A 12,386-nucleotide genomic window follows, 5' to 3' on the forward strand; every position below is an offset into this window, starting at 1 on the left:
CCTGACCGCCGTGTTCGACCTCGTCGAGGAGGTGGCCTTCGCACCGCTGGAACAGAGGCTTGCGCGACGCCTGCTGGTCGAAGCCGATGCGGACGGCATCGTCTGGAAGACGCACCAGCAACTCGCGTCCGACGTCGGGAGCGTTCGCGAGGTCGTCAGCCGCCTGCTCGGGGAATGGGCCGATACCGGTCTGGTCGAGATCCGCCGCGGGCAAGTCCAGGTCATGGACCGGGCCGGCCTGGCCGCCGGAAGGTCGAACTGACGGCTCTCCGGGCGCAGCCATCGACGGCGCCGAGGCCGACGTTCACCCCGTGAACAGGACTTGGTCGTCGCTGCAGACGGCCAGGAGCGTCGTGACGACATCGTTGGCGGACCGGCACCACCAGTATCCCTCCTCGGCGTTGAAGCCGTGGATCGGGAACGTCGCGACGAATTCCTCGACGTAACCGGCGGCCTCCTCGCGGCTAGCGAAGCCACCCTTGTGGACGCCCGCCCAAGAGACGGGCTGTCCGGGTCCCAAGGGTCGCTCGAAACGATGCACGCACGCCATCGGTCACCTCTGCGTTCCGGGCGAGCCAGACCTTAGACGATCCCCCGACCGTCGCCAGCGACCGAACGGGGCATCTTAAGTGCCATCCACCACGGCAGTACCCCGCGTCGCACACCGCCCCTGCCGGTTCCGGATGCAGGCGACGAGCGCGTCGTGGCCGGGCCGCCCCCGGTGCTGCAGGCGCGATGCGACGTCATCGAGGATCAGGATGAGGTCCCCTCTCCGGCACACCGTGGCTTCCAACCTGTCCATCAGGTCGTCGAGCTTGTCCGCATGGCCAGGCTCGCCCGGCTTGAGGCTTTCGAGCTTGTCCGCCCAAGCCTTCACTATCGCGTCCATCGTTCACCTGCGGTCCCATGACCGAAAAACGCGATCACCGACGACCTGAACGGAAGCTCCCCGGAGACGATTGACCGAAGGGGATCATTCCCTCCCTCGGTTCGGTTGCAAGCACAGGGTCTGATCCCGGGAGCGAACGTCATGGGCTGGACGACATCGTCACTGAATCGCCGCGGGTTCGCGAGCCTGATCGGTTCCGCCGCCAGCCTGGTCGCCTGCGCCTGCGGATGCGCCCAGGCGCAGCAGCCGGCGGAACACGGAGGGCACATCCCCGGCGACGCCAAGTCGACGAAGAGCACGATGCTCGGCGCGGGCGCCGACCTCCTTCAGAGCAAGGGGCCGGTGAACGACATCGACATGTACCTGAACGGGTTCCACTTCTACGCCGACGACATGGGGCGCCAGATCGAGGCGCATCACTACTGCACCCACGTCAACGAGGATTTCTTCCAGTGCGTGATCTATGACGGCAACCAGTCCGGCGCGCGTCTCATCGGCATCGAGTACATCGTCTCCGAAAAGCTCTTCAAGACGCTGCCCGAGGACGAGAAGCCCCTCTGGCATAGCCACCGGCACGAGACCACGTCCGGCGAGCTGATCCTGCCGCGCATTCCCGGAGCCGTGGAGCATACCGCCATGGCCACGTTGGCGACGACCTACGGCAAGACGTGGCACACCTGGCAGGTCGACGTGCATTCGAGCCTGCCCCTCGGCATTCCGCAACTGATGATGGGCTTCACCCAGGACGGGCAGCTCAGGCCCGAGATAGTGGCGGACCGCGACAAGCGGCTCGGCCTCTCCACGGCGGACGTCAAGAAATCGCGGGAGGACCTCGCCGCTTCGGCACCACCCGTCCAGCCCGGCGCCGACGGCTGGCTCGGGGGTGAGCCGAGCCAACTCGTCCTCCAGAAGACGACCCTGAGGAACAGGCGCGGTTGAGGCCCCGGGGCGGAACCGGGCCCCGATCGCCGACGCGTCCTACGGATGGACGTAGGTGAAGCCCATCCCCTGGAGCCTGACCAGCTCGGCGACCCCGCTCGGGACGATGTCTTCCTCCGTCACGCCGTGGAGTTCGTGCCAGTCGATCTTCCGCTGGGTCAGGGTGTTCCTGCAGATCAGGAACTTGACGCCCTGGGCCTTCAGGGCGTCGATCTGGCCCGCGAGCTTGGGGTCGTTCGAGGCCATCTTGAACAGGTCGACGCCATCGCCGAAGTCGACCACGCGGACCTGGATGTGGTCCTTGCCCACGGCCTCGATGTGGTTTTTCATGTTGCCGAGGATATGCTTGAAGTACGTGGCGTTGTCCGGCGCGCCGCCGTCGTTCTGGTAGACGACCTTCTGGTCTGGGTAGTACCCCGCGGGCACCTCGCTTGCCGCCATGGCAGGGGCCGCCATCAAGGCGAGAAGGGACAGGGCCGCGGCGAACGTCCGGCGTCTCATGGGCATCTTCCTTCCGATGGTCATGGTGTGGTGGATCAGGCGGCGGCCTTCGGCTTGGCCATCCACTCCCGCCCCTTGAGCATCCCGTTCCAGTAGATGGGCGGAAGCATCCGTTCCTTGAGGAACCAGGCCGCGGGACTCGGTTTCGTGCCGTCGATGAACCAGGACGGGAAGCTCGGGAGGAGCTTGCCGCCGTAGCCGAACTCGGCGAGCAGGATCTTGCCCCGCTCGACCGTCAGCGGGCACGAGCCGTAGCCGTCATAGACGGCCTCGGGCTCCTTCACGAACCCCATCTCGCCCAACAGATTGTGAGCGACGACCGGAGCCTGCATGCGCGCGGCCGCGGCGGTCTTAGCGTTGCGCGCGCTGCACCAAGCTCACCCGAAGCCCGTTCCGAGAGCGACAAAGGTCAACCTCGCAGGAGGCTGACCTTTGTGAACTCTAGGTTGATTGAGCACGGATCTTTGGGTGCGAAAAACGTATCTTTGGGTCGGCTATCAACTCACGCATGCGCCAGGATCGCCAGCAGCAGCAATGCGATGATGTTGGTGATCTTGATTGCCGGGTTCACCGCGGGGCCGGCGGTGTCCTTGTAGGGGTCGCCGACGGTATCGCCGGTGACGGCCGCCTTGTGCGCGTCCGAGCCCTTGCCGCCGTGATGGCCGTCCTCGATGTACTTCTTCGCGTTGTCCCAGGCGCCGCCGCCCGAGGTCATCGAGATCGCCACGTAGAGGCCGGTGAGGATCACGCCGAGCAGGCTCGCGCCGACCGTGGCGAAGGCCTGGGACTTGCCCGCGACGAGCTGGATCGCGAAGAACAGCACGATCGGCATCAGCACCGGCAGCAGCGAGGGCACGATCATCTCGCGGATCGCCGCCCGCGTCAGCATGTCGACGGCGCGGCCGTAATCCGGCCGGTCAGTGCCGGCCATGATCCCCGGCTTCTCCCGGAACTGGCGGCGGACCTCCTCGACCACGGCGCCGGCCGCCCGGCCCACGGCCGTCATCGCCATGCCGGCGAACAGGAACGGGATCAGCCCCCCGATCAGCAGGCCGACGACGACGTAGGGGTTGGACAGCGAGAAATCGACCGTGACGCCCTTGAAGAAGCGGTACTGCGTGTCGCTGGCGTTGGCGATGAAGTAGTCGAGGTCCGAGGTGTAGGCGGCGAACAGCACCAGCGCCCCGAGGCCGGCCGAGCCGATCGCGTAGCCCTTGGTGACCGCCTTGGTGGTGTTGCCGACGGCGTCGAGGGCGTCGGTGGACTTGCGGACCTCGGAGGGCAGGCCCGCCATCTCGGCGATGCCGCCGGCGTTGTCGGTGACCGGGCCGAAGGCGTCGAGCGCCACGATGAAGCCGGCGAGCGCCAGCATCGCCGTGACCGCGATGGCGATGCCGAACAGCCCCGCCAGCGCATAGGTGGAGATGATGCCGCCGACGATCACGAGGGCCGGAAGCGCGGTCGATTCGAGCGAGACCGCGAGGCCCTGGATCACGTTGGTGCCGTGCCCGGTGACCGAGGCGTCGGCGATCGACTTCACCGGGCGGAAGTTCGTGCCGGTGTAGTACTCGGTGATGACCACGATCAGCGCGGTGATCGCGAGGCCGATCACCGCGCAGCCGAGCAGGCCGCCCGACGTGAAGCTGACGCCGGTGGAGGTGGTGAAGCGCGTCGCGAAACCACCGAACAGGGCGAGGTTGACGGCGGCGATGGCCCCGACCGAGAGCACGCCCGCGGTGATCAGGCCCTTGTACAGCGCCCCCATGATCGACTGGTTCGATCCGAGCCGCACGGCGTAGGTGCCGGCGATCGAGGTGAGGATGCAGGCCGAGCCAATGGCCAGCGGATAGATCATCATCGCCTCGAGCACGTTGCGGCCCGCGACGTCGACCTGCCCGCCGAAGAAGATCGCCGCGAGCACCATCGTGGCGACGACGGTGACGGCGTAGGTCTCGAACAGGTCGGCCGCCATGCCGGCGCAATCGCCGACGTTGTCGCCGACGTTGTCGGCGATGGTGGCGGGGTTGCGCGGGTCGTCCTCCGGGATCCCCGCCTCGACCTTGCCGACGAGGTCGCCGCCGACGTCGGCGCCCTTGGTGAAGATGCCGCCGCCGAGGCGGGCGAAGATCGAGATCAGAGAGGCGCCGAAGCCGAGCGCGACGAGCGCGTCGATGACCTCGCGGCTGGCCGGCGGCAGGCCGGCCCCGCGGGTGAGATAGAGGTAGTAGAAGGCGACGCCGAGCAGCGCGAGCCCCGCGACCAGCATGCCGGTGACGGCGCCCGACTTGAACGCGACCTCGAGGCCGCCGCCGAGCGACGTCGAGGCCGCCTGCGCCGTGCGCACGTTGGCACGCACCGAGACGTTCATGCCGATGAAGCCGGCCGCCCCGGACAGGACCGCGCCGATGAGGAAGCCGATGGCGACCTTGATCCCGAGGAAGAAGGCCAAAGCCGCGAACAGCACGACGCCGACGAGGCCGATGGTGGCGTATTGGCGCTTGAGGTAGGCCTGCGCGCCCTCGGCGATCGCGGCGGCGATCTCCTGCATGCGCTGCGTGCCGGCGTCCCGTCTCATCACGTCGTTGATCGTCACGATGCCGTAGGCGACGGCGCACAGCCCGCCCAGGATGATCAGCAGCAAAGCGGTCATGCACCCGTCCCTTGTTCTCGTGATGCCTGGCGTCGGCTTGATGTTGTCGAGCTTGGCCCTTGGGCCCGGACGAACGGCTCGGATTCGGCATTCCTTCCCAGAAGTGCGAGACTTGATTGCCAAACTTCGCGGTCGAGCGCAAACGCCACTTTTGTATTTCGACACGAGATCTTGCTGCAACGCAGCAATGAGCATTGAATTCTGATTTGCGGCCGGACCGCTCATCGTTGGCCGGGTTTTGCGCGTGGTCCGATCCGGACCCCGCGACGCGCCGCGGGATGCACGTTTACCGGCCGTTAACGATGACGAACACTACCTTAGGTTGCATCAACGAAGGGTGCTCGACGATGAGTGGCGATCAGGTGGCGAAGCTCGCAGCGACGATCGAGGTGCTGACGAACGCGGTGCAGTTCCTGGTGGCGGAACGCGTCAGCATGCAGCCGCCGTCCGTGCACGGCGCGCTGCTTCAGGTCCTCCAGCGCTCGCTCTCCGCCCCGGCGGAGCGGGACGATGCGCATCCCGGCGGCACGGCGGTGCAGCGGGCCGACCTCGCCCATTGGACGCCGGTCATCGCCGCCACCCTGATCGACGACGTCCGGCGCCAGCTCGGCCGCGAGCCCGAGGGGTTGCCGCACGACGCGGCGCCTCAGGTTCGGACGGTCTCCGAGACCTTCTCAGAAATGGCTGAACGCGCCCGCCGCGAAAACGCGCGTGGCTCCGTCGACACCCTGAAAGCCGGGCCGTCCGCTGCCTGAGGCGACGGTGCCGAGGACCGCGACCGGCACGCCCGCGAGCGAGGCCGCCTGGCGGAACGCGTCGAGGTCGTCGGGCGCCACGGTGCAGAGGATCTCATAATCGTCGCCGCCGGTGAGGGCGACGTCGAGGAGGTCGGGCCTCCCATCGACGACGCGGGCGGCGGCTTGCGAGAGCGGGACCGTCGCGGTGTCGATCGTCGCCGTCGCGCCGGCACCGGCCAGCATCTTGGCGAGGTCGCCGGCGAGCCCGTCGGACACGTCCATCGCCGCGGTCGCGAAGCGCAGCACCGCGTTGGCGAGGGCCAGCCGCGGCCGCGGGTGCAGGTAGCGGTCGGCCAGATGGCTGCGCGATGCGCCATCGAGCGCCCGGACCCATTCGGCATCCGGCTCGAGCCGCATCCGCAGGCCGAGCGCCGCGTCGCCGATGGTGCCGCTGACGCAGATCCGGTCGCCGACCCGCGCCGTGGTACGGCGCACGATGCGCCCCGCGGGGACTTCGCCGATCGCGGTGACGCCGATCAGCGCCGGACCGCCCGACCGCACCGTGTCGCCGCCGAGCAGCGGGCAGCCGGACGCCCGGCTCGCCTGCCCGAGCCCTTCGGCGAAGGCGGCGAGCCACGCCTCGGTCCAGTCCGCCGGCAAAGCCAGCGTGAGCAGGAAGCCGCGCGGCGCGGCGCCCTTGGCGGCGATGTCGGAGAGGTTCACCCCGAGCGCCTTGCGCGCGAGCGAGCCGGGCGGGTCGTCGGGAAAGTAGTGGACGCCGGAGACGATCGCGTCGGCGGTGAGCACGAGGTCGTGGCCGGGGCTCGGCGCGAGGCTCGCCGCATCGTCGCGCAGGCCGTCGGCGCCGGGACCGGCGAGCGGCGCGAAGTAGCGCGCGATCAGCGCATCCTCGGTCGGGCGCGATGCGCTCACCGGACGCTCACCCCTGCTTGGCGCCGGCCAGTTCCGCCGCGCGGGTCTGGCGCGCGACCTTGTCGAGGACGGCGTTGACCATGCCCGGCTCGTCGCCGGTGTAGAAGCTGTGGGCGACGTCGACGTATTCCGAGATGGCGGCACGGGCCGGAACGTCGCGGCGGAACATCAGCTCGTAGGTGCCGGCGCGCAGGATGGCGCGCAGCACCACCTCGATGCGCTTGAGCGGCCAGCCCTGGCTCAGCGCCTGGTCGATCTGCGGATCGATCGCGCGCTGCTCCTCCACCACGCCGCGCAGCAGGTCGCGGAAGAAGGCCGGCTCGGCCGCCGGGTGCAGCACGCCGTCGATCTCCTTGCCGAGCCAGAAGGTCTCGAACTCGGCGAGCGCGTCGAGCACGCCCTTGCCGGAGATCTCCATGTCGTAGAGCGCCTGCACCACGGAGAGCCGGGCGCCGCTGCGCGGATTGATCTTGGTCATGATCGTCAGGCTCTCATGCAGCGGCGGCCGCGCGCTTGAGCGCCAGCACCGCGAGTGCCGCCTCGGCCGCGCCGCCGCCCTTGTTCATCTCGGAGACGCGGGCACGGGCCTGGGCCTGAGCCTCGTTCTCCACCGTCAGGATGCCGTTGCCGAGCGGCAGGCGCAGGTCGACGGACAGGTCCATCAGCGCGCGCGCGCTCTCGCCGGCGACGATGTCGTAATGCCCGGTCTCGCCGCGGATGACGCAGCCCAGAGCCACCACGGCGTCGTAGGGCGTGCCGGCCGTCTCGGCCGCTGCGAGCAGGATCGCCACCGTCGCCGGGATCTCGAGCGCGCCCGGCACCGTCACGACCGTCGCCTCGGCCTCGGCCGCCGCGATGGCGGCGCGGGCGCCTTCGAGCAGGTCGTCGGACAGGCCGTCGTAGAAGCGCGCCTCGACCACGAGGACCCGGGCGCCGGGCGTTTTCGGGGACGCGGGCGCGTCCTTGCGTTCGATGTACATGGGACTCGTGGGACTCCGGCGGACCCGCCGCGCGGGCGGCGGGCGCTGACCGACGCGCCGTCTCCGGCCGTCTCGCATCCAGGGTGTTCGGGGCAGCGAGGGTTAGACCGAAGCGGCCGCCGCCACAAGCGCGCCCGCACGGGGCCGCCTGCGGGCAGGGCATCGCTTCCATGCGCCCGGGTCCATGCGACCGAGTGCATATGCCCGATTCCCCGGGCCCGAGCGCGACGCGGCAGGCGGCGCATCGTTTTCCCGGCATCGGCGTGGCCGGGATGGCCCGCGGCTTGCTCCCCGGTTTCGCCGCAGGGGTGCCGGGCGAAGGAACCGCATGAACGTCGAGCTGATCGGGCTGACCAAGCGCTACGGCGCGACCCTCGCCGTCGATGCGATCGACCTGAAAATCCCGTCGGGCGCCTATTGCTGCCTGCTCGGCCCGTCGGGCTGCGGCAAGACCACGACGCTGCGGATGATCGGCGGCCACGAGGCGGTCAGCGCCGGCGAGGTCGTGATCGGCCCGCGCGCCGTCGGTGACGCGCCGCCCGCGGAGCGCGGCACGGCGATGATGTTCCAGAGCTACGCGCTGTTCCCGCACCTGACCTGCCGGGACAACGTCGCGTTCTCGCTCAGGATGCGCGGCGTCGCGAAGGCCGAGCGCCGCGCCAAGGCCGACGCGATGCTCGACCTCGTGCAGATGGGGCACCTCGCCGACCGGCTTCCGGCGCAGCTCTCGGGCGGGCAGCAGCAGCGCGTGGCGCTCGCCCGCGCGCTGGTCACCGGACCGAAGGTGCTGCTCCTCGACGAGCCGCTTTCGGCCCTCGACCCGTTCCTCCGGGTGCGGATGCGGGTGGAGCTCAAGCGCATCCAGGCCGAGCTCGGCCTCACCTTCATCCACGTCACCCACAGCCAGGAGGAGGCGATGGCGCTCTCCGACCTCGTCGTGGTGATGAACGGCGGCAAGATCGAGCAGGCCGGCGACCCGCGCACGGTGTTCGAGCGGCCGGCCTCGGCCTTCGTCGCCCGCTTCATCGGCGGCCACAACGTCATCGCCCTGCCCGAGGGCAAGGTCGCGGTGCGCGCCGACCGGATGCGGCTCGGGGCCGAGGCCGGCGACGGCGCCGTGCAGGCCCGCGTCCTCGCGGTCGAGTACCAGGGCGCCAACGTGCAGGTAGCGCTCGAGGCGGACGGGATGACCGAGCCGGGCGGGCTGAGCGCGGTCGTGGACGACGCGACCTTCGCCGGCCGTCCGCTGGCGCCGGGCGACCGCGTGGCGCTCGGCTGGGACCCCGCCGCCGCGCACCGCCTCGACGCCTGACGCGACCGGCATCAAGAAAAGAAAGGGACGACGATGACCAACGGCATCAGATTCACGCGGCGCACGCTGCTCCAGGGAGCCGGCACCGCCCTCGCGGCCGGGCCGATCACCGGGTTTCCCGCCGTCCACGCGGCCGAGCCGGTGACGCTGCGCTACCTCGGCACCGCCGTGAACCAGTCCGGCGACATCGCCCGTAAGGTGAAGGAGGATCTCGGGATCACGATCGAGTACATCCCGGTCGTCACCGACGAGGTGACGAAGCGCGCGGTGACGCAGCCGAACTCCTTCGACCTGATCGACACCGAGTTCTTCAGCCTGAGGAAGATCGTCCCCTCGGGCAACATCCTCGGTATGGATGCGCGCCGGATCAAGAACGCCGACAAGATCACCCCGATTTTCACCAAGGGCGAGATCGCCGGCAAGGCGATCGGCGACCAGGGCACCGCGCCGAAGAAGGTGTTCTACCTCGAAGGCCAGACGGGCAAGACCTTCGCGTCGTCGCCGACCGAGTGGATCACCCTGATCCCGACAACCTACAACGCCGACACGCTCGGCATCCGCCCGGACCTGATCAAGCGCCCGATCACCAGCTGGAAGGAGCTGCTGAACCCGGAGTTCAAGGGCCGCGCCTCGATTCTCAACATCCCCTCCATCGGCATCATGGACGCGGCGATGGTGGTGGAGGCCACCGGCGACTACACCTACGCCGACAAGGGCAACATGACGAAGGCGGAGATCGACCGCACGATCAAGCTGCTGATCGAGGCCAAGCGCGCCGGCCAGTTCCGCGCCTTTTGGCAGGACTTCAACGAATCCGTGAACCTGATGGCGTCCGGCGAGACGGTGATCCAGTCGATGTGGTCGCCCGCCGTCACCAAGGTGCGCACGCAGGGGGTCGCCTGCACCTATCAGCCGCTGAAGGAAGGCTACCGCGCCTGGGCCACGGGCTTCGGCCTGCCGAAGACGCTGACCGGCCGCAAGCTCGACGCGGCCTACGACTTCGTCAACTGGTTCCTCTCCGGCTGGGCCGGCGCCTACCTCAACCGCCAGGGCTACTATTCCGCCGTGCCCGAGACCGCCAAGACCCAGATGGAGCCCTACGAGTGGGCCTACTGGATGGAGGGCAAGCCCGCCGAGAAGGACATCCACGGCCCCGACGGCGGCCTGCTCGAGAAGGCCGGCGCCACCCGCGACGGCGGCTCCTTCGAGGCCCGCATGGGCGCGGTCGCCTGCTGGAACGCGGTCATGGACGAGAACACCTACATGGTCCGCAAGTGGAACGAGTTCATCGCGGCGTGAGGACGATGGCTGCGCCGCGCCCTTCGTTCGCCGAGGCCATGGTGCTCACGCACTTCGGCATGTCGTCTATGCACGGATCGTTCGAAGCACCGCCCTGCCCCCTCTCCCGAACGGGAGAGGGAACCCGCGATTCGAGGACAGGCGCCGTGGAACCGGTCGCCCGCGGACGCGGAAGGGAACGGCGCCCGCTGCATCGGTCGGAGGGCTCGCGATGAGCGACGTTGCGCTTCCTGCCCTCGCCGACGTGCCGGCGGATTCGGTTCGGGCCGAGGCCGCCCCGGCCCGCCGCCGGCGGCCCCTCGCCTATTTTCAGGCCGCGCCGATGGCGCTGGTGTTCCTGGTCTTCCTCGCGATCCCGCTCCTGCTGACGCTGATGGTCAGCTTCTGGGAGTACAACGAGTACGAGATCATCCCGGCCTTCACGCTGCAGAACTACCGCGACGTGTTCGAGGGCTGCGGCAACCTCGCCGACCCGTGCACCACGGCGCGGACCTATCTCTCGACCCTCAAGTTCTGCGCGCTGACGCTGGCCTTCACGCTGCTGATCGGGTTCCCGGTCGCGTACTTCCTCGCCTTCCACGTCCGCTCGCGCACCGTGCAGATGGGGCTGTTCCTGCTGTGCACGATCCCGTTCTGGACCTCGAACGTGATCCGCATGATCTCGTGGATTCCGCTGCTCGGGCGCAACGGCCTCGTCAACGACACCCTGCAGGGGATGGGCGTGATCGGGAGCCCGATCGAGGGTCTGCTGTACTCGGACTTCTCGGTGACCTTGGCTTTCGTGCACCTCTACACGGTCTTCATGATCGTGCCGATCTTCAACAGCATGGCGCGGATCGACCGGTCGCTGATCGAGGCGGCCTACGATGCCGGGGCCACGGGGTGGCAGACGCTGTGGAGCGTGATCGTTCCCCTGTGCAAGCCGGGCATCGCCATCGGGACGATCTTCGTGCTCACCCTCGTGATGGGCGACTTCGTCACCGTCGGCGTGATGGGCGGCCAGCAGATCGCGTCGGTCGGCAAGGTGATCCAGGTGCAGATGTCGTACCTGCAGTTCCCGGCCGCGGCCGCCAACGCCGTGGTGCTGCTCGCCGCCGTGCTGATGATGATCCTCGGGCTCACTCGGGTGATCGACCTGCGGCGGGAACTCTGACCATGACGGAGCCTTCGGCGTGAGCGATCGTCCCCGAGGCCTGGCCTTCGCCGCGCTGGCCGCGTTCTTCGCGCTCTACGTGCTGTTCCTCTACGGCCCGACCCTGACGATCCTGGCGCTGAGCTTCCAGGGTCCGCAGGGCGGCCTGACGTTTCCGATGAACGGCGTCTCGACGCACTGGTTCGCTAAGCTCTGGGCCGGCGGCGGCATCGTCGACATCTGGGCGGCGTTCGGGCGCTCGCTCCGCCTCGGCTTCGTGGTGATGGCGCTCACCGTCGTCCTGGCGTTCTTCGCGGGCCTCGCCTTCCGCAAGGGCTTTCGCGGCGCCAACGCCCTGTTCGCCATCGCGGTCGCCAGCCTGATCGTGCCCTCGATCGTGGTCTCCCTCGGGATCGGCCTCGAGTTCCGTCTGGTCGACGACGCGATCAACGCTTCGGCGGCCGCCACCGGCTGGGGATGGCTGCAGGACCACGGCACCGCCATGGGGCTCTACACCTCGGCGCTCGGGGCGCACCTGACCTGGACGCTGCCCTTCGGCCTTCTCATCATGTTCGCGGTCTTCAACCGGTTCGATCCGGCCTACGAGGAGGCCGCCCGCGACCTCGGCGCGACCGGAGCGCAGACGCTGCGCCACGTCGTGGTCCCGATCCTGGCGCCGGCCCTGGTCGGCGTCGCCCTGTTCGGCTTCACCCTGTCCTTCGACGAGCTCGCCCGCACCAGCCAGGCGATCGGCGGGCGCAACACCCTGCCGCTCGAGCTCCAGGGTCTCACCACCACGGTGACGACGCCGGAGATCTACGCGCTGGGAAGCCTGACGACGGCGGTGTCGGCCGTGGTGATCGGCACGGCGCTCGCGGCGAGCCTGTGGCTGCAGCGCCGCCGGGCCCGCCGCAGCCTGGCGCTGCCGTAGCGGCTCGTCCGCGATCGCGCGATGCCTTCGGGATCGTACGTTCAGCCCCCGCGAACGCGACGCGCGGGCTTGCTGATACGTCC

14 protein-coding genes and 1 pseudogene are annotated in these 12,386 nt (G+C 69.1%); 7 read left to right on the top strand and 8 right to left on the bottom strand.

From position 1 onward, the window contains the following. A partial coding sequence (locus MKK64_RS08955) for a Crp/Fnr family transcriptional regulator (RefSeq protein ID WP_243933731.1) occupies positions 1-262 on the top strand: 262 nt, incomplete at its 5' end. A 42-nt stretch (positions 263-304) separates the two neighbouring features. Here MKK64_RS08955 and MKK64_RS08960 read toward each other — a convergent pair. Together MKK64_RS08960 and MKK64_RS08965 are read right to left on the bottom strand one after the other, a co-directional pair. Next, positions 305-520: a hypothetical protein gene (locus tag MKK64_RS08960; protein ID WP_243933733.1), complete on the bottom strand. Its 216-nt coding sequence runs from the start codon at positions 518-520 to the stop codon at positions 305-307. A gap of 105 nt (positions 521-625) precedes the next feature. Beyond that, positions 626-889 (bottom strand): hypothetical protein, encoded by a 264-nt coding sequence (locus MKK64_RS08965; RefSeq protein WP_243933735.1) that lies wholly within the window; start codon positions 887-889, stop codon positions 626-628. 141 nt (positions 890-1,030) lie between these two features. Here MKK64_RS08965 and MKK64_RS08970 point away from each other — a divergent pair, with 141 nt between their 5' ends. Continuing rightward, the gene (locus MKK64_RS08970) at positions 1,031-1,828 is read left to right on the top strand and encodes an OBAP family protein (RefSeq protein ID WP_243933737.1); all 798 of its coding nucleotides are present in this window, start codon (positions 1,031-1,033) and stop codon (positions 1,826-1,828) included. A gap of 39 nt (positions 1,829-1,867) precedes the next feature. Here the strand turns inward: MKK64_RS08970 and MKK64_RS08975 are convergent, their stop codons facing one another. The 3 genes and pseudogenes from MKK64_RS08975 to MKK64_RS08985 form a co-directional block, all read right to left on the bottom strand. Next, on the bottom strand, positions 1,868-2,329 hold the full coding sequence (locus tag MKK64_RS08975) for a DsrE family protein (RefSeq protein ID WP_243933739.1): 462 nt from the start codon (positions 2,327-2,329) through the stop codon (positions 1,868-1,870). Between the two features lie 35 nt (positions 2,330-2,364). Further along, positions 2,365-2,700 (bottom strand): annotated as a pseudogene (locus MKK64_RS08980) (NAD(FAD)-dependent dehydrogenase); the annotation flags it as partial. 131 nt (positions 2,701-2,831) lie between these two features. Further along, a complete protein-coding gene (locus MKK64_RS08985) occupies positions 2,832-4,979 on the bottom strand; it encodes a sodium-translocating pyrophosphatase (protein WP_147727576.1) in 2,148 nt (715 codons plus the stop codon). A 347-nt stretch (positions 4,980-5,326) separates the two neighbouring features. Between MKK64_RS08985 and MKK64_RS08990 the strand changes: the two genes are divergently transcribed. Then, positions 5,327-5,734, top strand: a complete 408-nt coding sequence (locus MKK64_RS08990; RefSeq protein WP_243933741.1) for a hypothetical protein — start codon at positions 5,327-5,329, stop codon at positions 5,732-5,734. Here the strand turns inward: MKK64_RS08990 and thiL are convergent. Genes thiL through ribH form a run of 3 tightly spaced genes read right to left on the bottom strand, consistent with a single transcriptional unit; the run spans position 5,654 to position 7,629 of the window. Further along, positions 5,654-6,649 (bottom strand): thiamine-phosphate kinase, encoded by a 996-nt coding sequence (gene thiL / locus MKK64_RS08995; protein WP_243933752.1) that lies wholly within the window; start codon positions 6,647-6,649, stop codon positions 5,654-5,656. The genes MKK64_RS08990 and thiL overlap by 81 nt on opposite strands. A gap of 7 nt (positions 6,650-6,656) precedes the next feature. Next, positions 6,657-7,127 carry a transcription antitermination factor NusB gene (gene nusB, locus MKK64_RS09000; RefSeq protein WP_147859651.1) on the bottom strand — a complete coding sequence of 157 codons (471 nt, stop codon included), beginning with the start codon at positions 7,125-7,127 and terminating at the stop codon, positions 6,657-6,659. Between the two features lie 13 nt (positions 7,128-7,140). Beyond that, positions 7,141-7,629 carry a 6,7-dimethyl-8-ribityllumazine synthase gene (gene ribH / locus MKK64_RS09005; RefSeq protein WP_147727573.1) on the bottom strand — a complete coding sequence of 163 codons (489 nt, stop codon included), beginning with the start codon at positions 7,627-7,629 and terminating at the stop codon, positions 7,141-7,143. Positions 7,630-7,957: 328 nt separating this feature from the next. On the opposite strand from ribH, the gene MKK64_RS09010 reads away from it, so the two are divergent. From MKK64_RS09010 to MKK64_RS09025, 4 genes are all read left to right on the top strand, one after another. Next, positions 7,958-8,941, top strand: coding sequence for an ABC transporter ATP-binding protein (locus tag MKK64_RS09010; protein ID WP_243933754.1), 984 nt, complete (start codon positions 7,958-7,960; stop codon positions 8,939-8,941). 33 nt (positions 8,942-8,974) lie between these two features. Continuing rightward, a complete protein-coding gene (locus MKK64_RS09015) occupies positions 8,975-10,240 on the top strand; it encodes a PotD/PotF family extracellular solute-binding protein (RefSeq protein WP_243933756.1) in 1,266 nt (421 codons plus the stop codon). A 211-nt stretch (positions 10,241-10,451) separates the two neighbouring features. Further along, positions 10,452-11,393: an ABC transporter permease gene (locus MKK64_RS09020; RefSeq protein WP_243933758.1), complete on the top strand. Its 942-nt coding sequence runs from the start codon at positions 10,452-10,454 to the stop codon at positions 11,391-11,393. 19 nt (positions 11,394-11,412) lie between these two features. Beyond that, entirely contained in the window at positions 11,413-12,303 is an 891-nt protein-coding gene (locus MKK64_RS09025; RefSeq protein ID WP_147726898.1) for an ABC transporter permease, read from the top strand. Positions 12,304-12,386 lie beyond the last annotated feature (83 nt).

This window comes from Methylobacterium sp. E-025 (genome assembly GCF_022829705.1).
Classification (GTDB): Bacteria; Pseudomonadota; Alphaproteobacteria; order Rhizobiales; family Beijerinckiaceae; genus Methylobacterium.